The 23,332-nt window shown below is 69.7% G+C and carries 22 protein-coding genes; 13 read left to right on the forward strand and 9 right to left on the reverse strand.

Annotated features, from left to right (window positions below; genetic code table 11):
* Positions 1-59: 59 nt before the first annotated feature.
* The 4 genes from AB8735_RS13470 to fabF all read left to right on the forward strand — a co-directional run bounded on the left by AB8735_RS13470 (position 60) and on the right by fabF (position 3,715).
* Positions 60-1,010, forward strand: a complete 951-nt coding sequence (locus AB8735_RS13470) for an ACP S-malonyltransferase (protein WP_372407506.1) — start codon at positions 60-62, stop codon at positions 1,008-1,010.
* Between the two features lie 13 nt (positions 1,011-1,023).
* Positions 1,024-2,031: a ketoacyl-ACP synthase III gene (locus AB8735_RS13475; RefSeq protein WP_344018192.1), complete on the forward strand. Its 1,008-nt coding sequence runs from the start codon at positions 1,024-1,026 to the stop codon at positions 2,029-2,031.
* 107 nt (positions 2,032-2,138) lie between these two features.
* Complete coding sequence (locus tag AB8735_RS13480) at positions 2,139-2,387, forward strand: acyl carrier protein (RefSeq protein WP_344018194.1); 249 nt, start codon at positions 2,139-2,141, stop codon at positions 2,385-2,387.
* A gap of 65 nt (positions 2,388-2,452) precedes the next feature.
* The gene (fabF, locus tag AB8735_RS13485; protein ID WP_372407509.1) at positions 2,453-3,715 is read left to right on the forward strand and encodes a beta-ketoacyl-ACP synthase II; all 1,263 of its coding nucleotides are present in this window, start codon (positions 2,453-2,455) and stop codon (positions 3,713-3,715) included.
* 72 nt (positions 3,716-3,787) lie between these two features.
* On the opposite strand, the gene AB8735_RS13490 is transcribed toward fabF, so the two are convergent.
* Positions 3,788-4,675 carry an NAD(P)-dependent oxidoreductase gene (locus AB8735_RS13490; RefSeq protein WP_372407510.1) on the reverse strand — a complete coding sequence of 296 codons (888 nt, stop codon included), beginning with the start codon at positions 4,673-4,675 and terminating at the stop codon, positions 3,788-3,790.
* Positions 4,676-4,748: 73 nt separating this feature from the next.
* Complete coding sequence (locus tag AB8735_RS13495) at positions 4,749-5,243, reverse strand: DUF3145 domain-containing protein (RefSeq protein WP_344018200.1); 495 nt, start codon at positions 5,241-5,243, stop codon at positions 4,749-4,751.
* Between the two features lie 305 nt (positions 5,244-5,548).
* Between AB8735_RS13495 and AB8735_RS13500 the strand changes: the two genes are divergently transcribed.
* Positions 5,549-6,433 carry an SGNH/GDSL hydrolase family protein gene (locus tag AB8735_RS13500; protein WP_344018202.1) on the forward strand — a complete coding sequence of 295 codons (885 nt, stop codon included), beginning with the start codon at positions 5,549-5,551 and terminating at the stop codon, positions 6,431-6,433.
* 60 nt (positions 6,434-6,493) lie between these two features.
* Here the strand turns inward: AB8735_RS13500 and AB8735_RS13505 are convergent, their stop codons facing one another.
* Positions 6,494-7,282 carry an MgtC/SapB family protein gene (locus tag AB8735_RS13505; RefSeq protein WP_344018205.1) on the reverse strand — a complete coding sequence of 263 codons (789 nt, stop codon included), beginning with the start codon at positions 7,280-7,282 and terminating at the stop codon, positions 6,494-6,496.
* A gap of 89 nt (positions 7,283-7,371) precedes the next feature.
* Here AB8735_RS13505 and AB8735_RS13510 point away from each other — a divergent pair, with 89 nt between their 5' ends.
* Both AB8735_RS13510 and AB8735_RS13515 read left to right on the forward strand, forming a co-directional pair.
* A complete protein-coding gene (locus tag AB8735_RS13510; protein WP_372407513.1) occupies positions 7,372-8,655 on the forward strand; it encodes a pyroglutamyl peptidase in 1,284 nt (427 codons plus the stop codon).
* A gap of 7 nt (positions 8,656-8,662) precedes the next feature.
* Positions 8,663-9,394: a carbon-nitrogen hydrolase family protein gene (locus tag AB8735_RS13515; RefSeq protein ID WP_372407514.1), complete on the forward strand. Its 732-nt coding sequence runs from the start codon at positions 8,663-8,665 to the stop codon at positions 9,392-9,394.
* On the opposite strand, the gene AB8735_RS13520 is transcribed toward AB8735_RS13515, so the two are convergent.
* Positions 9,378-10,397 (reverse strand): NADP-dependent oxidoreductase, encoded by a 1,020-nt coding sequence (locus tag AB8735_RS13520; RefSeq protein ID WP_372407516.1) that lies wholly within the window; start codon positions 10,395-10,397, stop codon positions 9,378-9,380. The genes AB8735_RS13515 and AB8735_RS13520 overlap by 17 nt on opposite strands.
* An 87-nt stretch (positions 10,398-10,484) precedes the next feature.
* Between AB8735_RS13520 and AB8735_RS13525 the strand changes: the two genes are divergently transcribed.
* The 4 genes from AB8735_RS13525 (at position 10,485) to AB8735_RS13540 (ending at position 12,989) form a co-directional block, all read left to right on the forward strand.
* Positions 10,485-10,937 carry a MarR family transcriptional regulator gene (locus AB8735_RS13525; protein ID WP_344018213.1) on the forward strand — a complete coding sequence of 151 codons (453 nt, stop codon included), beginning with the start codon at positions 10,485-10,487 and terminating at the stop codon, positions 10,935-10,937.
* A gap of 60 nt (positions 10,938-10,997) precedes the next feature.
* Complete coding sequence (locus AB8735_RS13530) at positions 10,998-11,579, forward strand: hypothetical protein (RefSeq protein WP_372407518.1); 582 nt, start codon at positions 10,998-11,000, stop codon at positions 11,577-11,579.
* 128 nt (positions 11,580-11,707) lie between these two features.
* The gene (locus tag AB8735_RS13535) at positions 11,708-12,295 is read left to right on the forward strand and encodes a class F sortase (RefSeq protein WP_372407519.1); all 588 of its coding nucleotides are present in this window, start codon (positions 11,708-11,710) and stop codon (positions 12,293-12,295) included.
* A gap of 4 nt (positions 12,296-12,299) precedes the next feature.
* Complete coding sequence (locus AB8735_RS13540) at positions 12,300-12,989, forward strand: YoaK family protein (protein ID WP_372407522.1); 690 nt, start codon at positions 12,300-12,302, stop codon at positions 12,987-12,989.
* Here AB8735_RS13540 and AB8735_RS13545 read toward each other — a convergent pair.
* From AB8735_RS13545 to AB8735_RS13555, 3 genes are read right to left on the reverse strand one after another with little or no spacing between them, the layout of a single operon-like run.
* A complete protein-coding gene (locus AB8735_RS13545; protein ID WP_344018222.1) occupies positions 12,970-13,395 on the reverse strand; it encodes an OsmC family protein in 426 nt (141 codons plus the stop codon). The genes AB8735_RS13540 and AB8735_RS13545 overlap by 20 nt on opposite strands.
* 45 nt (positions 13,396-13,440) lie before the next feature.
* Positions 13,441-14,088: a histidine phosphatase family protein gene (locus AB8735_RS13550; RefSeq protein WP_372407524.1), complete on the reverse strand. Its 648-nt coding sequence runs from the start codon at positions 14,086-14,088 to the stop codon at positions 13,441-13,443.
* Positions 14,081-14,479, reverse strand: a complete 399-nt coding sequence (locus AB8735_RS13555) for a thioredoxin family protein (protein ID WP_344018228.1) — start codon at positions 14,477-14,479, stop codon at positions 14,081-14,083. Before AB8735_RS13555 ends, AB8735_RS13550 begins: the two co-directional genes overlap by 8 nt.
* 188 nt (positions 14,480-14,667) lie before the next feature.
* Here AB8735_RS13555 and AB8735_RS13560 point away from each other — a divergent pair, with 188 nt between their 5' ends.
* The gene (locus AB8735_RS13560) at positions 14,668-15,705 is read left to right on the forward strand and encodes a DUF1259 domain-containing protein (protein ID WP_372407525.1); all 1,038 of its coding nucleotides are present in this window, start codon (positions 14,668-14,670) and stop codon (positions 15,703-15,705) included.
* A 326-nt stretch (positions 15,706-16,031) separates the two neighbouring features.
* On the opposite strand, the gene AB8735_RS13565 is transcribed toward AB8735_RS13560, so the two are convergent.
* Complete coding sequence (locus AB8735_RS13565) at positions 16,032-16,430, reverse strand: DUF6193 family natural product biosynthesis protein (RefSeq protein ID WP_372407526.1); 399 nt, start codon at positions 16,428-16,430, stop codon at positions 16,032-16,034.
* A 19-nt stretch (positions 16,431-16,449) separates the two neighbouring features.
* Complete coding sequence (locus tag AB8735_RS13570; protein WP_372407528.1) at positions 16,450-18,078, reverse strand: CBS domain-containing protein; 1,629 nt, start codon at positions 18,076-18,078, stop codon at positions 16,450-16,452.
* A gap of 406 nt (positions 18,079-18,484) precedes the next feature.
* Between AB8735_RS13570 and AB8735_RS13575 the strand changes: the two genes are divergently transcribed.
* Entirely contained in the window at positions 18,485-23,296 is a 4,812-nt protein-coding gene (locus AB8735_RS13575; protein WP_372407530.1) for a DEAD/DEAH box helicase, read from the forward strand.
* Positions 23,297-23,332: the final 36 nt, after the last annotated feature.

Raw genomic sequence — 23,332 nt, forward strand, 5'->3', positions numbered from 1 at the left:
CGGTTCTTCGTCCCTGTCCCCACGGGTGGGCGGAGCCGTCCACGAGAGAGAGTGTGAGGGTGCTCGTACTCGTCGCTCCCGGCCAGGGCGCTCAGACGCCCGGCTTCCTGACCCCCTGGCTCGACCTCCCCGGTGTTGAAGACCGACTGCGGGAGTGGTCGGCCGCCATCGACCTGGACCTGGTCCACTACGGCACGAACGCCGACGCGGACGAGATCCGCGACACCGCCGTCGCCCAGCCGCTGCTGGTCGCCGCGGCGCTGCTCTCCGCGCGGCAGCTCTTCCCCACGGGCGACGACGTGTCGCGCCTGGTCGGTGCCACCGCCGGGCACAGCGTCGGTGAGCTGGCGGCCGCCGCGCTGTCCGGTGTGCTGACCGAGGAGGAGGCCCTCCTGCTCGTCCGCAAGCGCGGTCTGGCCATGGCGGAGGCCGCGCAGGTCACCGAGACCGGTATGTCCGCCCTGCTCGGCGGCGAGGCCGAGGTCGTCCTGCCGCACCTGGAGAAGCTCGGCCTGACCCCGGCGAACGTCAACGGCGCCGGCCAGATCGTGGCCGCCGGAACGATGGAGCAGCTGGCGGCGCTCGCCGAGGACAAGCCCGAGGGCACCCGCCGCGTCGTCCCCCTCAAGGTCGCGGGGGCGTTCCACACCGAGCACATGGCCCCGGCCGTCTCGGTCCTGGAGTCCGCCGCGGCGGAGCTGGGCCCGGCCGACCCGCACACCCGCTATGTCTCCAACCGCGACGGCGCGGTCGTCGGCACCGGCGCCGACGTCGTGACGCGCCTCGTCGGCCAGGTGGCCAACCCGGTCCGCTGGGACCTGTGCATGGACACCTTCAAGGAGCTGGGCGTCACCGCGATCCTCGAGGTGCTGCCCGGCGGCACCCTGACCGGCATCGCCAAGCGCGCCCTGCCCGGTGTGAAGACGCTGGCCCTCAAGACGCCGGCCGACCTGGACGCCGCCCGGGAGCTCATCGCCGAGCACGCCCACGCCGAGTCCTCGGCCGCATAAGGAGCCCTGGATCATGACTTCGAAGATCAAGCCCGCCAAGGGCGCGCCCTACGCCCGGATCATGGGCGTGGGCGGCTACCGCCCGACGCGGGTGGTGCCGAACGAGGAGATCCTCAAGCGCATCGACTCGTCCGACGAGTGGATCCGCTCGCGCTCCGGCATCGCCACCCGGCACTGGGCCGGCCCGGAGGAGACCGTGGCCACCATGTCGGTGGAGGCCGCGGGCAAGGCCATCGCGGACGCCGGCATCACCCCCGAGCAGATCGGGGCCGTGCTGGTCTCGACGGTCTCGCACTTCAAGCAGACCCCGGCCATCGCGACCGAGATCGCGCACCGGATCGGCGCCGGCAAGCCGGCCGCCTTCGACATCTCCGCCGGCTGCGCGGGCTTCGGCTACGGCCTGACCCTCGCCAAGGGCCTGGTGACCGATGGCTCGGCCGAGTACGTGCTGGTCATCGGCGTGGAGCGGCTGTCGGACCTGACGGATCTGGACGACCGTTCCACCGCGTTCCTGTTCGGCGACGGCGCCGGCGCCGTGGTGGTCGGCCCGTCCAAGGAGCCGGCCATGGGCCCGACCGTCTGGGGCTCCGAGGGCGACAAGTCGGACACCATCCGGCAGACCCTGCCGTGGGACGTGTACCGCGAGTCCACCGAGGACGTGCGTTTTCCGGCCATCACCCAGGAGGGCCAGGCGGTCTTCCGCTGGGCCGTCTTCGAGATGGCCAAGGTCGCCCAGCACGCGCTGGACGAGGCCGGGATCACCGCCGAGGAACTGGATGTCTTCATCCCGCACCAGGCGAACATGCGGATCATCGACTCGATGGTCAAGACGCTGAAGCTGCCGGAGAATGTGGTGGTGGCCCGCGACGTGGAGACCACCGGCAACACCTCCGCCGCCTCCATCCCGCTGGCGATGGAGCGACTTCTGGCCACCGGGGCGGCGAAGAGCGGGGACACCGCGCTGCTCATCGGCTTCGGGGCGGGTCTCGTGTTCGCCGCGACGGTCGTTACCCTCCCCTAGGCGAGATCCGCACGGACCGGCACCGGCCGACCACGGCGCGGAATCCCGCCGACAGCAGTTCCCTCAGCAGTTTTACCCGTATCACCGCACAATTAAGGAGCGCCGCAATGGCCGCCACGCAGGAAGAGATCCTCAAGGGCCTCGCCGAGATCGTCAACGAGATCGCCGGCATCCCGGTCGAGGACGTCCAGCTGGACAAGTCCTTCACCGACGACCTGGACGTCGACTCCCTGTCCATGGTCGAGGTCGTCGTCGCCGCCGAGGAGCGCTTCGACGTCAAGATCCCGGACGAGGACGTCAAGAACCTGAAGACGGTCGGCGACGCCGCGTCCTACATCCTCAAGCACCAGGGCTGATCCTGCGTTCGTCGCCACCCCGGCGGGTGGCGGTTCCAGCACTTCTACACGTGGAGACAATTCCTGTGAACTCGACCAATCGCACCGTGGTCGTCACCGGTATCGGCGCAACCACACCGCTGGGTGGCGACAGCGCATCAACCTGGGAAGGGCTGCTCGCCGGACGCTCCGGCGTGAAGGCCCTGGAGGACGAGCGCTTCGCCGACCTCCCGGTCCGCATCGCCGCCCCGGCGGCGGTCGACCCGGCCGACGTCCTGCCCCGCCCGCTCTGCCGCAAGCTGGACCGCTCGGCGCAGCTCGCGCTGATCGCGGCCCGCGAGGCCTGGGCCGACGCCGGCTACACCGGCAAGGCCGGCGAGGACGGCGCCATCGCCCCCGAGCGCCTGGGCACCGTCATCGCCTCCGGCATCGGCGGCGTGCAGACCCTGCTCGACCAGTACGACGTGCTCAAGGAGAAGGGCGCCCGCCGCGTCTCCCCGCACACCGTGCCGATGCTGATGCCCAACAGCCCGTCCGCCAACGTCGGCCTGGAGGTCAACGCCCAGGCGGGCGTGCACACCCCGGTCAGCGCCTGCGCGTCCGGCGCCGAGGCCATCGGCTACGCCGTGGAGATGATCCGCACCGGCCGTGCCGACGTGGTCGTCGCCGGCGGCACCGAGGCGGCCATCCACCCGCTGCCCGTCGCGGCCTTCGCCAGCATGATGGCGATGTCCAAGAACAACGACGAGCCGGAGAAGGCCTCCCGCCCCTACGACAAGGGCCGTGACGGCTTCGTCCTCGGCGAGGGCGCCGGCGTCGTGATCCTGGAGTCGGCCGAGCACGCCGCGCGGCGCGGCGCCCGCGTCTACTGCGAGGTGCTGGGCCAGGGCCTGTCCGCGGACAGCCACCACATCGCCCAGCCCGAGCCGACCGGCCGCGGCATCGCGGCGGCGCTGCAGTCCCTGCTGGACTCCAGCGACCTGAAGCCGTCGGAGGTCGTGCACCTCAACGCGCACGCCACCTCGACCCCGCAGGGCGACCTCGCGGAGATCAAGGCGCTGCGCAAGGTCCTCGGCGACGACCTCGACCACGTCGCGGTCTCCGCCACCAAGTCGATGACCGGCCATCTGCTGGGCGGCGCGGGCGGCATCGAGACGGTCGCCACCGTCCTCGCGCTGTACCACCGCATGGCCCCGCCGACCATCAACGTCGACGAGCTCGACGACGGGATCGACGCGGACATCGTGCGCGGCGAGCCGCGTCCGCTCCCCGAGGGCACCATCGCGGCGATCAACAACTCGTTCGGCTTCGGCGGGCACAACGTGGTGCTCGCGCTGCGGACGGTCTGACGCACGCCGCGTCGTACACATACGAGGGCCCGCCCCGGTCGCTGACGACCGGGGCGGGCCCTCGGCGCGTTCTCACTCCCCGGAGCCGTCCCCGAAGCTGGCGAAGTACGAGGCCGCCATGTCCTCGTCCCCGTGCCCCTGGGCCACGGCCCGCCGGAACCGCTCGGCGCCCGCGGCCGCGACGTCCAGCCGCACCCCGGCCCGCTCCCCCGCGGCCACGATCAGCCGGGCGTCCTTCTCGGCCGTGGCGGTGGCGAAGCTGGGCGGGGTGAGGGCGCCGTTCAGCAGGAGGCCCGCCTTGGCGCGCAGGTAGCCCATGTCGAGCGGGCCGCCGGCCACCGCGTCGAGGAAGGCGGACGCGTCCACGCCGAGCCCCTCGGCGAGCGCCAGCGCCTCCGCGGTGCCGTGGGTGACGGCCAGCACCCAGCTGTTGAGCACCAGCTTGAGCCGGGAGGCGGCGCCCTCCTCCGCCAGCCGCACCGTCCGCGAGCCGACGGCGTCGAAGACGGGCGCGAGCGCGGACCGGGCGGCGTCGGGTCCGGCGGCCAGAACGGTCAGTTCGCCCGCCTCCGCCGGGGCCTTGGTGCCGAGCACCGGGGCGTCCACGAAGGCGATCTTCCACTCGGCGGCGAGGGCCGCGAAGTCGTCGAGCGCGTCGAGGCCGGCGGTGGTCGACTGCGCCCAGACGGCGCCGGGCCTCAGCCCCGGGGCGGCACGGCGCATCACATCGAGGACGGCCGACGCGTCGTGAAGCATCGTCAGCACGACGTCCGCGTCCCGGACGGCCTCGGCCGGCTCGTCCACGACGCGGACGCCGTCGGCGGCGAGCGGCTCGGCCTTGGCACGGCTGCGGTTCCAGGCCGTGACGGCCAGCCCGGCCCGGGCGAGGTTACGGGCCATGGCGGCGCCCATGATGCCGGTGCCGAGGACGGCGACGGAGGTGGGGGTGGGGGAGGTCATGGCATGAACGGTAGGGCTTGGAGCGGACTCGAGGGCAAGGTTCGGCCCGTTCGGGGGGCGCTCCCTCCGGGGCTCACACCACCTCGTGCAACCACCGCACCGGCGCGCCCTCCCCCGCGTGCCGGAACGGCTCCAGCTCGTCGTCCCACGGCTTCCCCAGCAGCCGCGCCACCTCCCCCGCCAGGTCCGCCTCCCCCCGCTGCGCCCGCCCCAGCGCCGCCCGCAGCCGGTCCTCGGGGATCAGGATGTCCCCGTGGATCCCGGTCACCGCCTGGAAGATCCCCAGGTCCGGTGTGGAGCTGTAGCGCTCGCCCTCCGCCGCCGCGCACGGCTCCGCGGTCACCTCGAAGCGCAGCAGGTGCCAGCCGCGCAGCGCGGACGCGAGCCGGGAGGCGGTGCCGGGCCGGCCCTGCCAGGAGAACTCCGACCGCCAGGTGCCGGGTGCCACGGGCTGCCTGATCCAGTCGAGCGTGACGCGCCCGCCGAGTACGTCCGCGACGGCCCATTCGACGTGCGGGCACAGCGCGCGCGGCGCGGAGTGCACATAGAGAACGCCACGTGTCGTCACCGGGACCTCCAGTGCGGTTCGAGGGTCGCCTTCCCGAGCGGCCCCAGCGGCCTCGCACACGTAACGGTCCTGCCCCAATGGCCACTCCCGCACCAGCTCGCGAGGTAACCAACAGTAAACACCATTGGGAGCAATTCTCCTGAAAAGGGACAGGATGTGACGTCGGGTGATCCGGTGGGGCCGAGGAGCGGACATGACCGGGAACGGCTCGGTCACTCCGGGAAAAAGCTATCGTGCGCTGAGGTCACCGCGGTGACGTACCGTCGGTCCAGGACATATATCACCCGGCCGGAGGGGGAAGGACGATGCGCAGCAGCACGGGCCGCCGCCCGGCCCGGGCGGCCCTCGCGGCCGCGGTGGCGCTCACCACGGCGCTCCTCGCCGGCGGCTGTGACGGCGGCTCCGGGGAGGCCGCCACCACCCCCGAGGCGAAGAAGCCCGCGGGCCCCGTCTGGAACACCCGCCCCACCTCGATGGCCTCGCTCGGCGACTCCATCACCCGCGGTTTCGACGCCTGTTCCCTCCTGGAGGACTGCCCCCAGGTCTCCTGGGCGACCGGCACCGAGGTGGACAGCCTGGCGGCCCGCCTCCTGCCGTCCCCGGCCGCACAGAGCTGGAACCACGCGCGGACCGGCGCCCGGATGGCCGACCTGCCCGGCCAGATGCGTGCGGCCGTCGCCCACCGCCCGCAGCTGGTGACGGTGCTGCTGGGGGCGAACGACGCCTGCCGTGCCGACGCCGACCGGATGACGCCCGTGGCCGACTACCGCGCGGACTTCGAGAAGTCCCTGGCCGAGCTGCGCCGGGCGCTGCCCCGGACGCAGGTGTACGTGGCGAGCGTGCCCGATCTCAAACGCCTGTGGTCCGAGGGGAGCAGGAGCGCCCTGGGCAAGCAGGTGTGGAAGCTGGGGATCTGCCCGTCGATGCTGAAGGACGCGGACGCGCAGGATGCCGCCGCGCAGGAGCGGCGGGACCGGGTGGACCGCCGGGTCAAGGAGTACAACGCCGTCCTGGAGGACGTCTGCCGCCGCGACCGGCTGTGCCGCTACGACGGCGGCTCGGTGCACGGCTACGCCTTCACGGGCGAGTCCCTGAGCCACTGGGACTGGTTCCACCCCAGCCGCAAGGGCCAGCAGGAGCTGGCCGAGCTGGCGTACCGGCGGATCACGGCGGCCCCGCCGGCGGCGTGAGCGGGACGGGGACGGGCGGCAGCCGGTGAACCCGCCCCCGCGCCAAGCCCGTTCAGGCCGTCACTCGGTGCTGTCCCGGTGCGCGTGCAGCCCCACGGCCAGGATGCCCTCCCAGTCCGTCAGCTCCTCGACGAGCGGATGGGCGGACGCCCGGCCCTCCAGCCCCAGCACGACCTCGGCCTCCTTCACCTTGCCCGACTCGCGGGTCTCGGAGTGGATGTGCACGTCGGTCACGCGGAAGCCGCTGCCGGTGCACAGTTCCAGCACCCGGCCCAGCAGCCCTCTGCGCGTCCGGTAGGAGAGCCGCAGCTCGACCTGGGTGACGGCGTGGCGCGTCACCAGCCGCCGGGTGACCAGCGGGAAGCCGCGCACCACGAGGAAGTGCACCAGCGTCGCCCCCGCACCGAGCAGCGGCAGCCCGCCGCCGCACGCCATGCCGACGGCGCAGGTCAGCCAGATCGTCGCCGCGGTGGTCAGCCCGCGGACCGCGTCGCGGCGGACGAAGATGAGGCCGCCGCCGATGAATCCGATGCCCGAGACGATCTGTGCGGCGACCCGGGAGACGTCCACGGACGCGCCGGGGACGCCGACGAGCGACCCGAACCCGTGGATCGAGACCTCCATGAACAGCGCGCTCCCCACCCCGACCAGCGTGTGGGTGCGCAGTCCGGCGCTCTTCTGCTGGAGCTCCCGCTCCAGTCCGATGAGCAGCGACAGCAGCAGGGCCAGGCCCAGTTCGGCGAACTGCCGGACGCCCTGGCCGGCGGCCGTGCCGAACAGCGGCGGGGCCGCCCATGGCGAACCACTGATGACAGCCTGGTGAACTCCCGTGAACTCGGCTATATCCATCCGGCCATTGTGGCGCGAAATCGCCGGTACGGAAGGGGTGTTGGCGACCTCCTACCGTCTGCCCCCTCCCATTGGTTTCATATGGCCTCATGGGAATCACCGCGCACACATCGCCCGCCCGGAGCGCCGCTCTTCTCGCCGCGCTCCTGACCGTTTCCGCCCTCGCCGTCCCCGCCGCGGCGGACGCGCCCCCGTCCGCCGCCACCCGGGAGGAGCGCCGCCTCGACGCGGCCGCGCCGCAGGAGATCCTGCGGCGCGGCGGATTCGACGGGGAGGCCGCGGAGTTCGCCGCCGCGTTGGCGCGCACCCGCACCCCGGGACAGGCCGAGCGGCTGACGGACACCACCGGGCGGCGGCTGTGGCGGCGCGCGGTGGACCGGGCCCAGGGCCGGGGGACGGTCCGCGGCGACCTGCCGCGCGACGACGACCGCCCGCTGTACTGGGCCCGGGTGGGCCTGACGAGGACGCTGCACGAGTGGAAGCCCTCGTTCGCCCTCTCCGCCCAGCGGCGCTCGGCCCTGCTCGGCTCGCTGGAACGCACCTCCCGCGGCCAGGACTCCGTCGACTTCCCCGCCGGCCGGGGCGTCAAGCGCGTCCTGGTGACCGGCTTCGACCCCTTCCAGCTCGACGACGACATACGGCGCTCCAACCCGTCCGGCGCGTCGGCGCTCGCCCTGGACGGCACCACCGTCGACACGCCCTCGGGCCCGGCCCGCGTCGAGGCCGTCGTCTTCCCCGTGCGCTGGGACGACTTCGCCCGCGGCACGGTCGAGCGGACGCTGCTGCCGCACTTCCGGCCGGGGCCGCGGCGCGTGGACCTCTTCACCACGGTCAGCCAGGGCCGCCCGGGACGCTTCGACGTCGAGCGGACCAACGGGGCGTGGCGCGGCTCCGGTACGGACAACGAGGGCCTGCGGCGCGGCCCGGCGCCCGTCCCCATTCCGCGCGGCGTCCCCACGGTGCATCCGCAGCCCCAATGGACCCGCACCACGCTCCCGTACGCCGCCCTCACCTCGGCCACGACCGGCCCGTACCCGGTCCACGACAACACCTCCGTCACCGAGATCCCCGCCGGTTCCACCGTGCCCGTCGAGCGCCCGGACGGCCCGACGCCCGGTTCGGCGGCGCGCGCGGGCGGCGGGGGCGACTACCTCTCCAACGAGATCGCCTACCGGGCCACCCTGCTGCGCGACGCGATCGGTCTGTCCGTCCCCGGCGGCCATCTGCACACGCCCGTCCTGCGGTTCGCCGACGACAACGGCCCGGCCCAGGGCCGCGTCACCGACCCGGAGTTCGAGCGCAACCGGCAGACGATCGTGGCTCAGGTGAAGTCGCTGCTCGGGGTGGCCGCGGGCACCGTGCACCGGCCATGATGAGCTCATGATCATCGCAAGTGCGCAGTTCACGCCCCGGCCGTGCGAGGTCGCGGCCAACGTCGGGGCCATGGCCGCCCTCATATCCGAGGCGGCCGCCGCCGGCGCGTCCGTGGTCGTCTTCCCCGAACTGGCCGTCACCGGCTATGAGTTGGCCGCCGTCAACGCCGACCCGGCCCTGCTCCTGGACCCCGGCGCCCCGGAACTGGCCCCGCTGCGCGAGGCGTGCCGGGCCGCCGGGATCGCGGCGGTGGTCAACTGCGCGGGGCGCACGGCGCAGGGACCGACGATCAGCTCGTACGCGTACGGCCCGGACGGCACCCTCCTCACCCGCTACGACAAGGTCCATGTGACGGAGACGGAGCAGGCGGCGGGCTTCGTCTGCGGCACGGAGGACGGCCGCTTCACCCTGGACGGCGTCCGCTTCGCGCTGGCCATCTGCTACGACACCGCGTTCCCCGACGTCGCCGCCCGCGCCGCGGCGGACGGCTGCGCGGTGCTCCTGGCGAGCGCGCTGCACGACACGGAGGACGGTCCGCGCAAGCTGGCCACCCTCTACCCGGCCATGGCCCGGGACAACGGGCTGTGCGTCGCGCTCGCCAACCACGTGGGCGCGTCCGGTCCGTTCACGGCGTGCGGGCTCAGTGCCGTGTGGGGACCGGACGGCCGCGTGCTGGCCGAACGGGCGGACGCCGGGCCGGTGTTGGCGGAGGTGCCGGCGCTCAGCCGTCGAGGCTGACGATCATCTTGCCGGTGTTGGCACCGCTCAGCAGCCCGAGGAAGGCGTCCACGGCACTCTCCACGCCGTGGACGACGGTCTCGTCCCGCTTGAGCTCGCCGGAGCGGATCCAGCCGCCGACCTCCTCGACGAACTGCGGGCGCAGGTCCTCGTGGTCCACCACGAGCATCCCCTGCAGGCGCAGCCGCTTGCCGATCGCCAGGGCGAGGTTGTTCGGCCCCGGCACCGGCTCCACCGCGTTGTACTGCGCGATCGCCCCGCACAGCGTGGCCCGGCCGTGCACCCGCAGCGCCCCGATGGCCGCCTCCAGGTGCTCGCCGCCGACGTTGTCGAAGTAGACGTCGATGCCGTCCGGGGCCACCCGGGCGAGCTGCTCCGCGACGGACCCGTCCTTCTTGTAGTTGAAGGCCGCGTCGAAGCCGTACTCCTCCACGAGCCGGCGCACCTTCTCGTCCGACCCGGCGCTGCCGACGACCAGCGAGGCCCCCTTGAGCCGGGCGATCTGCCCGACCATGCTGCCCACCGCCCCGGCGGCGCCGGAGACGAAGACGGCGTCGCCGGGCTTGAAGGAGGCGACGTCCAGCAGGCCCGCGTAGGCGGTCATCCCGGGCATGCCGAGCGCGCCGAGGTAGGCGGAGAGCGGCGCGGCCCCCGCGTCCACCCGGAACGCCTTCGCGCCGTCGAGCACGGCGTACTCGCGCCAGCCCAGGTCGTGCAGGACGTGGTCGCCCACGGCGAGGCCCTCGGCCCGGGAGGCGACGACCTCGCCCACGGCGCCTCCGGCCATCGGCCGGTCGAGCGCGTACGGCGGCACATACGACTTGCGGTCGCTCATCCGCCCGCGCATGTACGGGTCCACCGACAGGTGGAGGTTGCGGACGACGATCTGTCCTTCACCGGGCTCGGCGACGGGCTCCTCGCGGAGCGCGAAGTCCTCGGGCCTCGGCTCGCCGACCGGGCGGGAGACGAGGTGCCAGGCACGGGCGGTGGCGGGTACGGACATCGGTGTGGACCTCCTATTGCTTCACTACCTGAAACAATAGTTGACCTATATATTTTATGTTGTCAAGCAACTGGGTAGGCTGATGCCATGGCACCGTCGTCGACACCCCCGCCCTCCCCCACCCCCGACCCGCTGACCCTGGAGGTCGTGGACCTCATCGGGACGGTCGTGGTGCGCTACCACGAGGAGTACGACGAGGCGGCCGCCCGGCACTCCCTCACCGGCGCCCAGGCCCGCGTCCTCGCCCTGCTGGCCCGCGAGCCGCTGCCGATGCGGCGGATCGCGGAGCGGCTCAAGTGCGAGCCGTCGAACGTGACCGGCATCGTCGACCGCCTCGCCGCCCGCGACCTGGTCGAACGCCGCCCCGCCCCGGACGACCGCCGCGTCAAGCTCGCCGCGGTCACCCCCGCCGGCCGCGAGACGGCGGAACGCCTGCGCGAGGGCCTCGACTTCGCCCGCGAACCGCTGAGCCATCTGTCCCCGCAGGAGCGGACGACACTGCGGGACCTGCTGCGGCGGATGCTGGGGGACGAGCAGTGAAAACCCTGGACGAGCAGTGAAAACCCTCCGCTCACCCGCCCCGTCCGCCACCATGACCCCATGACCACCCCCAGCTCCCCCGCCCCCTTCACCCCCCTCGACCTCCAGCTCGTCCTCCTCCGCCGCATGGCCGACCACCAGCCCGGGCTCGTCGAGGACGCCCTCCGCCAACTCGGCGTGAACCGGGCCGAGATGCGCGAGGCCAACCGCCGCTGGCAGGCCGTGCTCCACTCCCCCCGTCGGCAGGGCGCCGGCCCCCGCTACCGCTCCCTCCTCGGCCCGCCCGAGGACATCGCCGAACGCCGCGTCGGCGACCTCACCGCCCGGGCGGCGACCTGGCCCGTCCCCCTCTGGCCGGACCTCCGCTTCGAGGTCCTCACCGCCCCCGGCGGCGCCGTCTGGAACGAATGGCTCGTCCGCGCCCCCGGCGCCCCCTCCCCCGCCCCGCGCACCGTCGAGGAACTGACCCCCTGGTCCTGCACCGTGGACGAGACCGCCCGCGCCTTCGCCCCCGCCCGCCCCATGGAGGGCACCGCCCCCACCCGCTGGCAGCTCGCCTTCACGGCCCCGGACGCGTCGGGACGGCGGGAGGAGCACGTGGCGGAGTTCACCTGGGGGCTCTTCCAGCGGCTCATACGGTGACCACGCCCCGCGCGTCTCATCCTTTCGGCTGATACGACGGCCCCAAGCCTGGCCGTTTACCCGAGGCGGCCGGGCGCGGCGCCTCCGTAGCGTGGGCCCGTACTTTGCCCCCGGACCGGAGCGGTTCCATGTCCCGCACACGCCACGTCGTCCTGGCCCTCGCCGGCCTGGTCTGTCTGGCGCTGCCCCTCGCCCTGCTGGCCGGCGGGTGCTTCGGACGCGTCGGCGGGGTCGACGACAAGGCCATCGGCACCCCCGCGTCGGCCGACGAGCCGCAGCGGGTGCGCATCCCCTCGCTCGGTGTGGACAGCCCGCTGATCAGGGTCAACGCGTTGGACAAGGACCGCGGCGTCAAGGGCCCGCCGCCGGAGAAGGGCATGACCGCGGGCTGGTACGCCGGCGGCGTCCTCCCCGGCGAGCGCGGTGCGGCGGTGATCATCGGGCACCGGGACGACCGGGACGGCCGGGCGGCGGTCTTCCGGGAGCTGCACACGGTGGGCGAGGGCACGGTGATCGACGTCGAGCGGGGCGACGGCCGGGTGCTGCACTTCGTCGTCACCCGCACCGAGACCGTCGGGAAGAGCGTGCCCGTCGCCCGGAAGGAGCAGCCGGCGCCGCAGGAGCGGAAGCTGCTCCTGGTCACATGCGCGGGCGCGCCGGACGGCGGCGGGAAGCCGGTGGAGAACCTCGTCGTGCACGCCATGCTGCGACCATGAGGGCGTGACGCCCCGGGAGACCTCGCGGGCCCTGCTCGCCACGCTGCTGGCACTCACCCTCGCGGCCGGGGTCGTCGACGCGGTGAGCTTCCTCGGGCTGGGTCACGTCTTCACCGCGAACATGACCGGCAACGTCGTCTTCCTGGGCTTCTCGGCGGCGGGCGCGCCCGGGTTCTCGGTGCCCGCCTCGGGGCTGGCGGTGGGCGGCTTCCTGGTGGGGGCGCTGCTCGGCGGGCGGTTCGGGGTGGTGATGGAGGGGCGGCCGAGACGGCTGTGGATCGGCGGGGCACTGACCGCCGAGGCGCTGCTCGTCGGCACGGCGGCCGTGGTGACGGCGACCGGCCCGGGAGGGGAGGGCCGGCGCTTCACCACGATCGCCGTGCTGGCGCTGGCCATGGGGATACGGGTCGCGACCGTCCGGCGGCTCGCCGTGCCGGACATGATGACGGTCATCCTGACCCGGACCCTGACCGGGATCGCCGCGGACTCCCGGATGGCCGGGGGTACCGACCCCTACCTCGGGCGGCGGGTGGGATCGGTGCTGGCCATGACGCTCGGGGCGGCCGCCGGGGCGTGGCTGGTGCGGCGCCATGGACCGGTGTGGCCGCTGGCCCTCGCGGCGGGCGGCGTCGCGCTGCTCGCCGCGGGGACCCTGCTCGCCCCGGCGACGGGCGTCAGGCGAGCTCGGCGCTGAGGGTGATGGTCGTCCCGGTGAGCGCCTGGCTGACCGGGCAGTTCTTCTTGGCGTCCTCGGCCGCGGCGGCGAAGCCCTCCTCGTCCAGGCCGGGCACCTCGCCCCGGACCCAGAGGTGGATGCCGGTGATGCCCTCGCCCGGCTGGAAGGTGACGTCGGCCTTGGTCTCCAGACGGGTGGGCGGGGTGCCCGCACCGGTCAGGCCGTGCGACAGCGCCATGCTGAAGCAGCTGGAGTGGGCGGCGGCGATCAGCTCCTCGGGGCTGGTCTTCCCGTTGGCCTGCTCGGCGCGGGACGGCCAGGAGACCGGCTGGGAGCCGATGCCGGACGAGTCGAAGGTGACGGTGCCGCTGCCGGTGAGCAGCTCGCCCTCCCAGACGGTGTGCGCGGTACGGGTCGTGGCCACGGGATCCTCCGTAAGTTGTCGGGTGGCCCGGAAGGGCCGGGACGATCATACGGAGACGGCGGTCCCCGCGCGTCCGTGCTGCCCCGGGACCACCGGGCTCCCGGCCGCGTTCCAGGCCACCAGCGCCGGGCGTCCGTGCTCGGTGCCGATGCGGCCGACCGATCCGGTGTCCAGCCGGAACAGCGCCCCGGCCGCGGGCGGCAGGCCGAGTCTGCGGGCCGTCAGCACCCGCAGGAAGTGGGCGTGTCCGACGAGCACGACGTCCCCGCCGTCCTCGTCCGCCAGCCACGGGCCGATCCGGGCCAGCACCCGGTCGGCGCGCGCCCCGGCCTCCTCCGGCGACTCCCCGGGGTGCCCGGCGGGGCCGGGGACGACCCCGTCGTCGAAGAGGAACCAGTCCGGCCGGGTGCGGTGGATCTCGGCGGTGGTGACGCCCTCGTAGCCGCCGTAGTCCCACTCGACGAGGCCGGGTTCGACGCCGGCGTCGCGCAGCCCCGCCAGCTCGGCGGTGCGCCGCGCCCGGGCCAGCGGGCTCACCAGGACGCGGCCGACCGGGCGCGCGGCGAGCAACGGCCGCAGGACGGCCGCCTGGTGCTCGCCGCGCGCGGTCAGCGGCTTGTCGGTCCAGCTGGTGTGCCTGCCGTTACGGCTCCACTCGGTCTCGCCGTGCCGGACGAGGAGCAGCTCAGCCATTGACGGGGCCGGAGCCCTCCCCGGCCTTCGCCTGGGCCTCGGCCACCGAGGCCCGGACCTCGTCCATGTCGAGGGCGCGGGCCTGCCGGATGACGTCCTCCAGGGCGGCCTCGGGGAGGGCGCCGGGCTGGGCGTACACCGCGATGTTGTCGCGCACGATCATCAGGGTCGGCACCGAGCTGATCTCGAAGGCGGCCGAGAGCTCGGCCTGGGAGTCGGTCTCGACCTTGGTGAAGACCAGGTCCTCGTGCTTGGCGGCCACGCGGTCGTAGACGGGTGCGAACCGCTTGCACGGACCGCACCACGTGGCCCAGAAGTTGATGAGGACGAAATCGGCGCCGGAGACGACGTCGTCGAAGTTGTCCTTGGTGAGCTCCACGGTGCTGCTCATGCGCGCCTACCCGCTTCCGGTGGTGGTCGTGTGTGGCTCGGTCGATGTGGCTCAGGACGGGTAACCGGGCCGCGCCGCACCGTATTCCTCGGCCGCCGTACGGCCCCGCATGGCCCCGTATGGCCTACAGCCACTTCCGCGGACAAGCGGTGTGACCGTGGTTACATCATCGGCGGAGGTGCTCTTATATGACCGGTGACAGAGCGCAGAACGGTGCCGGAACCCCCGGCCTTCCGCCGCGCACGACGACTTCCCGGCGTCTGGTGCTGGCCACCGCCGCCCTCGCGCCGCTGCTGGCCGGCACCGGCACCGCATGGGCCCACGACGACGGCTGCCGCCGCACCACGGACCCGTGCCACGGGCGGCGGGGCCTGATCCATCCGGTGAACACCCGGGAGACCGACTGGCAGGGCGTCATCGACGTACTCCAGCACCGGGGGCGGATGGGCGGCGAGCAGGTCTACCGGATGGGGTTCCTCCGGCACGACCTGCGGGTGAAGTCCTACGGGCACTCCCTCATCCCGAGCCTGGGGGTCGGGTCGTTCATCTCCTTCGTCCGCTACGAGGACGGCCGGACGATGCTGATGGGCGACATGGCGGTCACCGAGGACGAGATGCAGCATGTGATCGATGTCCTCGACGAGCACGGGCTCGGGCAGACGGCCATCCACAAGCACCTGCTCTCCCACGAACCGGCCGTGTGGTGGATGCACGTCCACGGGCTCCACCACGACGAGCTGGTCCTCGCCCGGGGCCTGCGCAAGGCGCTGGACGTCACCGGGACCCCGCCCGCGACCGGCCTCCCGGAGTCGGCCGACGTCGACCTGGACACCTCCAGCATCGACGAGGCGCTGGGCACCAAGGGCGGCACCGAGGGCGAGATCTACAAGGTCACCTTCGCCCGCCGGGAGACGATCGTCGACCACGACCGCGTCCTGCCCCGGATGACGGGCGCGACGACGGCGATCTCCTTCCAGCCCACCGGCGGGGGCCGGGCGATCGTCAACGGGGACTTCGTGATCACGGGGGAGGAGATGCAGCACGTCATCCGCGCCCTGCGGCAGGGCGGGATCGACATCGTCTCGATCCACAGCCACATGCTGTTCGAGGAACCGCGGCTGTTCTTCCTGCACTTCTGGGGCGTCGACGACGGCGTGCGGCTGGCCCGGGGACTGCGGGCGGCGGTGGACTGCACCAACGTCTCGCCGGCGGGTTCGTCCGAGTAGCCACCGCACCGGGGAAGTTGCAGCTCGGATCGTTTCTGCACCTGAACCGCGAAGTGGGGCGGGTGGGACTCGAACCCACGACCGACGGATTATGAGTCCCAGAGTGATCGTCCGGGTGGGTGAGCCGTAGTCCGGCGTGCGTACATTCGCGCAGGTCAGCGAGGGCGCGACGTCCGGGTAGGACGGGCCCATCCGGGCCCGTCCAGGGGCGTCCGTGCACGGCGCGCTCACGCATGGCTCACGCTGGTCGTGGGTGCTGACCTGGCCGAATAGAGCAGAGACCAGCACGACGGGGCGGGGTAGAAGCTTCCTCGCCCCGTCGTCTCTTACCGACGGCCCGTCCTCTCATGCTCGGCCAGCTCCTCTGGGGTGCCGACAAAGGCTGGACCACAGCCAGCCGGCAGCCGCTCGACGACCATCGCGACGGCCTCCCTGGCAGTGGCAGCCACGCCGACCTTCTCCGTTCGCGATGGCCCCGCAACGTAGTACCGCCCTGCGTGCTGCCGCCCTGCCGCCAACGGCCCGATGTACGGAACGTCCCATGTCCACCGCTTCTCGGTACACCGGCTGAAGTGCAGCTCCCACATCCCGACCCACGGGTAGAGCTGTCGCAACCGGGGCTCGGCACAGGCGGCAGCCACCAGTTCCTCGCTTACATAGTCCGCGCCGAGCAGTTCCTGCCAGGCCGCTTCCACAACGTCCGCACCCCCGCTGTCCGTCTCCACAGCCCGGCGCGTACCTACCTCAGGCATGCGGCTCTACGGTCTTGAGCATCTGCAAGGCGATACGGATCTCCTCCACGGCACTTGCCCGGTCGTCGTCCAGCTCATGGAAATGCATCGTCATGTTCCGGATCTCCCTGACCCGGTCCATGCGCTCGGCGAAGCTTTCCTGGGGGAACTGCCAGCCCGTGGCCGCCCATACGTCGTCACGGCGCAGAAGCTTTACGTAGTCGATGAAGTTCAAGCCCGTCGAGGCGAGCTTTTGGATCCTTGTCGGATCGCCTGACTGGCCGTACTCCCCATGCGTCTCCTTGATCCGGCGCAGCGCAGAGGACAGGGCCCGGCGCAGCCGGCGCTCCAGCTCCTCCAGCAATGCGTAGGGACGCAGCTCCTGTTCGAAGCGGTGAGCCAGGTCATGGCCAGTGACTATGCCCGACAGAGTCCCGTCCAGGTTGACGACGAACACGCACCCGTAGTCGGCAACGTCTGCCAGGCAATCGACCATCGGCTCGTCGGTCCGGACCGACCGGACCTTCAGTACTGCGGCATCTTGAACCAGTGCGTTCGGCGGACGGTTCGTCGCACCGATCTCCCGCCACGTTATGGAGCCCCGGAGATGACCGTCGTCATCAAGGACAGGTAGCTGGTCGTAGGAGTATTCCGACATGAGCTCGACAGCCCGGGTGAGTGGATCGGACAGCCGTACCGACCGCAGCTCGCTGCGGGCCGACGGCAGCCGACCCACGGTGATCATCACCGGAGCCGTGTCGGGAGATTCGTCCTCGTCGCTCTCGTCTTCGTAGCCGAGCGGTGTTTCCTCATCGAGGATGTCGAGGACTTCCGGTCCTGGATCATCAGGCTCGACGGTCTCCAGTTCCAGGGTGCCGGTTTCTTGTCCTCGTGTCTTCCTCTCGATCTCTGGGGCTTGGCCAATGGGGATGACACGGATTGTGCGGTCGACCGGGACCTCCGTGAACGGCGGAACCGTCGACAACCCGAACTCGGCCAGGTCCCGTCGGATGGACCTGATGGTCTTGGTCCGACGGCTCACGGCACCCCAGATGCTCAGGAAGTCGCGCACCGTGAGCTCGATCGGACCGCCCGACGCCTCGGCAACCTTGTCGGCCAGCTCTGCGGCCCCTTCCAGCAGTCGCAAGTCCTCAGGGGCCTCTGGATTGCCCGGGTCCGGGTGGCCTTCGGCCAGTGCAGTGAGCCTGGACACCGCATCGAATCTGCGCAGCTCGCTCACCGTGAGGAGAGAGCCGAGCGTGGCGCGCAGATCCGCGCGAACCTGGGACCGCGGGATGTCCGTGCGCATCCACTGCACCGTGCGGACATGCCGCAGTCCGGGCGCCTCGTCGGCGCGGTACTCGTAGCCCCCGGTGACGCGTCCAATGGCGAGATTCCCATCCGTCAATGGAAGGACGATGACGTCGCCGGGCGTGAGGACGGACCGGAAGCGCCAGAGCTGGCCGAGCCAGTTGCCGAGCACTCGCGGGCTCTCTCCGGGGTACGCCTTGCCGATCTCCGCCTTGAGCTCATCCCAGGACGAGCAGCCTGTGATGTCCCCGAGTTCCGGCCACCCTGCAATGGTGAGACCGGACGAGAGGGAGGCTTCCTCCCGCTCGCCATCGGCTCCTGCACGAACCATCCAGGCTCTCACCACGGCATCCCCCAGAACGAGTCAACGTCACGACCACGTGATTATCGGTGATCCCTACATCGGCGTGGTACTGCGTTTCAGAGCCCGTAAGGGCTGCTACGGGGACGTGGCCTGCTCGTCCAGCTGCCTCCACCAGGCCCAGCCTCGCGAACGAGCTCTACCGGCCTGGGCGGATCAGGTGGAGGAAGCGATCTTGGCTGACACTCTCCGTTTTCACGATCAGCGGGCTCGCGCGGCGCTCCAGGGCGGAGAATAAGGCGCTGGCAGCCGGAAGGACTCAACCACTCGGCCTCCTGGTCTAACGTGACATTCGCGCCCCAGCGCACGGTCCCACCCATCCACGACGAGAGAGAAGCGACGCACAGTGGCCACATCGGTGCACGACGTCCTCCGCATGATCCGCAACGTTTCCGGCACGAACCGTGACCTCGGCACGCGCTTCGAGCAACTCATGGTCGAGTACCTGCGGACCGACCCGCAGTGGAACCAGCAGTTCAGCCGGGTCTGGATGTGGACCGACTGGCCGGGAGCCGATGGCGACAAGCGAGACGTGGGCATCGACCTTGTGGCACAGGATCGCGAGACTGGTGGGCTGTGCGCGATCCAGTGCAAGTTCTATGAGCCGCATCACACTATCCAGAAGGCCGACATCGACTCGTTCTTCACGGCCTCCGGCAAGGGCGGCTTCTCCCGCCGCATGATCATCTCAACGACGGAGAAGTGGGGCCCCCTCGCCGAGGCCGCTCTGGACGGCCAGCAGGTCCCGGTGACCCGTGTCGGTCTTGCCGAGATCAACGAGAGCCCCATCGACTGGGCGTCCATCGTCTGGCCAGAGCCCGGCGAGGACTTCGAGCTCCGCCTCAAGCACAAAAAGGCCCTGCGGCCGCACCAGCGCGAAGCGATCGACGCTGTCTTCGACGGTTTCCAGAAGCATGATCGCGGCAAGCTGATCATGGCGTGCGGTACGGGCAAGACCTTCACCGGGCTGAAGATCGTGGAACGGCTTCAGCAGGAGCGGGCCGAACGAGGCGCGGGCGAGCACACTCGCGTCCTGTTCCTGGTGCCTTCCATCGCACTCCTCTCGCAGACGCTGCGCGAGTGGACCGCCGAGGTCCAGGTCCCGATGAACAGCTTCGCTGTCTGCTCCGACACCAAGGTCAGCAAGCAGGCCGCGGCCAGCGACCTGCAGGACATGTCCACGCATGACCTGGCCTTCCCTGCCACCACCAGCCCTGCCAAGCTCATCGAGCAGGTGGCCAGCGTCGAGGCCGGCCCCGGGCTGACCGTGGTCTTCTCCACCTACCAGTCGATCGCGACGGTCGCGCAGACTCAGCAGGCCGGCCTTGGGGAGTTCGACCTGATCCTGTGCGACGAGGCGCACCGTACAACCGGTGTCTCCCTTACGCCACAGGATGAGTCGAACTTCGTCAAGGTCCACAACAACGACTACATCAAGGCCGCCCGGCGCCTCTACATGACGGCAACCCCGCGGATCTTCAGTGACGACACCAAAACCGATGCCAAGCAGCACGATGCGGCCCTGGTCTCGATGGACAACGAGACGCTGTTCGGTCCGGAGTTCCACCGCCTCGGCTTCGGCAAGGCCGTAGAGCAGGGACTGCTCACGGACTACAAGGTGCTGATCCTCACCGTCGACGAAGAGTACGCCGCCGCGTCGTTGCAGCAGCAGCTCGCTGACCAGAACAGCGAACTGTCGACCCTCGACGACGCCGTGAAGATCATCGGCTGCTGGAACGGTCTGGCCAAGCGCACTGGAGCCTTCGCCGACGGCAGCAGCTTCAAGGAAGGTGAGGCGCCCATGAAGCGCGCCGTGGCCTTCGCCAAAAACATCGCCGACTCGAAGAAGATCGCAGATCTGTTCGCCGAGGTCGTCGACGCCTACGACGGTACCGACGACAACATCCTGAACTGCGACATACGGCACGTCGACGGCACCTACAACACCCTGCGCCGCAACGAGCTACTGGATTGGCTCAAGCAGGACCCGGGCGAGAACAGGGCGCGCATCCTCTCCAACGCCCGCTGCCTGTCCGAAGGCGTCGACGTCCCCGACCTTGATGCAGTCCTCTTCCTGCACCCGCGCAACTCCGTCGTGGACGTCGTCCAGTCCGTCGGCCGCGTCATGCGCAAGGCCGATGGAAAGCAGTACGGCTACATCATCCTGCCCATCGGCATTCCCGCCGGCGTGCCGCCGGAGAAGGCCCTCGCGGACAACCAGCGTTTCAAGACTGTCTGGCAGGTCCTCAACGCGCTCCGGGCCCACGACGACCGCTTCAACGCGACCGTCAACCAGCTGGAGCTGAACAAGAAGCGCCCCGACAACATCATGGTCGGCCATGCCGGCCCGGAGACCGAGTCCATCGGTGACGGCAGTCCCCAGGGCGAGGCTGCCGCTGCCCGCTGGGTACAGAGCGCCTTCGACATCGAGGACTGGCGCGAAGCTATCTACGCCCGGATCGTCACCAAGTGTGGCGAGCGCCAGTACTGGGAGGACTGGGCCAAAGACATCGCCCAGATTGCCGAGAAACACGTCGCCCGCATCAAGGCCGCCCTCCAACTCCCGGATAAGAAGGCGGCGTTCGCCACGTTCATCGAGGAACTACGTGCGAGCATAAACCCAGGCGTCATGGAAGCGGACGCCATCGATATGCTCGCCCAGCACCTCGTCACCAAGCCGGTCTTCGACGCGCTGTTCAAGGACTACGCGTTCTCCGAGCACAACCCGGTCTCCCTGGCCATGCAGCGCATGCTGGAAACCCTGGAAGACCAGGCCATCGGGGAGGAGGCCAAAACCCTCGACGCCTTCTACGAGTCCGTACGGGTGAGAGCTGACGGCATCGATAATCATGAGGGCCGCCAGCGCGTCATCACCGAGCTGTACGAGAAGTTCTTCAAGACGGCTCTGCCTAGGACTGCCGACGCTCTAGGTATCGTCTACACCCCTGTCGAGGTGGTCGACTTCATCCTGCGCGCCACCGACCAGGCCCTGGGCAAGTACTTCGGCGCTTCTCTGTCGGATGACGGTGTCCACATCATTGACCCCTTCACTGGTACCGGCACCTTCATCGTGCGGCTCTTGCAGTCTGGACTCATCAAGCCCGAGGACCTCCTGCGCAAGTACGTCAGCGAACTCCATGCCAACGAGATCGTGCTCCTTGCTTACTACATTGCCGCAGTCAACATCGAGGCTGCCTTCCACGACCAGCACGAAGGTGACGAGTACGTCCCGTTCGAGGGCATCGTCCTTACCGATACCTTCCAGCTTGCTGAGTGCAGCACGGAGAGACTGTTCGGTGTCCTCGAGGGCAACAGTGAGAGGGCCAGAAGACAGCAGGAGCAGGACATCCGCGTCGTCATCGGAAATCCTCCTTACTCGGTCGGTCAAGAAAGCCAAAACGACGACAATCAGAACCAGGCATACCCTGCACTAGACAGCAGGATCGAATCTACGTATGCGGCACTGTCAACAGCAAAGACGAAGAAGTCGCTTTACGACTCGTATATCCGAGCCATCCGATGGGCCTCGGATCGCATCACGAATCAGGGGATCGTCTGCTTCGTCTCCAATGGTGGATATATCGACGGAAACAGCGCGGATGGACTTCGTAAGTCGCTGGTTGAAGATTTCGATGCGATCTATTGCTACAACCTCCGAGGAAATCAGCGGAGCTCCGACTGGGAAAAGGAAGGAGGTAAGATCTTCGGTTCTGGAAGCCAGAACACCGTGGCAATCCTCATCCTCGTAAAACTCCCTGCATCGGAAATCGACGAGAGGTCCTGCAACCTTTACTACCGGGACATCGGCGACTACCTAGATCGATCCCAAAAGCTCGCCATCCTATCCAGGCAAGACCTAAAGAACGTGGAATGGCAGAGCGTAACCCCGAGCAGCGAAGGGGACTGGATCAATCATCGCGATGAAAGATTCTCCACATTCATGCCCCTGGGAGAAAAAACGGAGAAGGGAGTGCAGCGCGGCACCGTTCTGTTCAATACTTTCTCCCAAGGGGTGCTGACCAGTCGTGATGCCTGGGCGTACAGCTACTCAGAAGACAAGCTCGCCCAGAAAATGCAAACAACCATCGAGTTCTACAACACCCAAGTTGACGAATTCAGAAACGACTGCACTAAGAATGGGATCTCCAAGCCAACCCCCAAGGATGCAGAGAGGTTCATCGACCGCAACCAGAAGAGGATCAGCTGGTCTTCGAGCCTGATCCCGAAGGTGGCAAGAGGAAAGAGTGTCGCCTTCTCTGCCAGCAAGGCAGTGGAGGCAACATATCGGCCTTTCTGTAAGCAGTTCCTCTATTTTGATAGCGACTTCAACCACAGGGTATCCAGGATGATGGACGCCTTCCCATCCCCAGAGGTTGACAATTTTGGGTTCTATGTACCAGGGCTTGGCATTGAGAAACCATTCTCGGTGTGCGCAACAAACCGAATCCCAGACTTGGCATTCTGGGGATCTGGTAACGGCCAGTTCTTCCCGCGCTACACCTACCGCGAGCTCGGCAAGGGCGACGACCTATTTGCTGCAGCTGAGGAAAACGGGTACGAACAGCTCGACAACATCACAGACGCTGCGCTCTGCGACTTCCAAGAAACCTACGCTGACGAGACGATCACCAAAGACGACGTCTTCTACTACGTCTACGGGCTGCTCCACTCCATCGCATACCGCAAGCAGTTCGTCGCCGACCTGAAGAAATCCCTGCCCCGCATCCCCAAAGTCCTGGACTTCCACGGCTTCGCCGATGCAGGCCGTGATCTCGCCGACCTGCATCTCAACTACGAGTCCGCAGAGCCGTACAACGGGATCGTCGAGAAGGTCACCGGCCCCGAAGACACGCCCCCGTCTGAGCTGTACCGCGTATCGGCCAAGATGAAGTTCCCATCGCGCAAGGGCGAGAAGGACAGGACAACCGTCATCTACAACAGCCGCGTCACCCTCTCCAACATCCCGGAGGAGGCATACCGCTACCAGCTCGGAGCCCGCTCCGCGATCGAGTGGATCATCGACCGGTACTACGTGACCACTGACAAGCCGAGTGGCATCGTGAAGGACCCCAACGACTGGTCAGATGACCCGCGCTACATCATCGACCTTCTCAAGCGGGTCGTGACCGTGAGCGTGGAGACTATGAAGATCGTGGATGCCCTACCTGCGTTGGACATCCTGGAGTAGCCAACACATCGACTGTGGCGGGGGCTCAGAATTGGC

It is taken from the genome of Streptomyces luteireticuli, from assembly GCF_041519305.1.
GTDB classification, from domain to species: domain Bacteria; phylum Actinomycetota; class Actinomycetes; order Streptomycetales; family Streptomycetaceae; genus Streptomyces; species Streptomyces luteireticuli.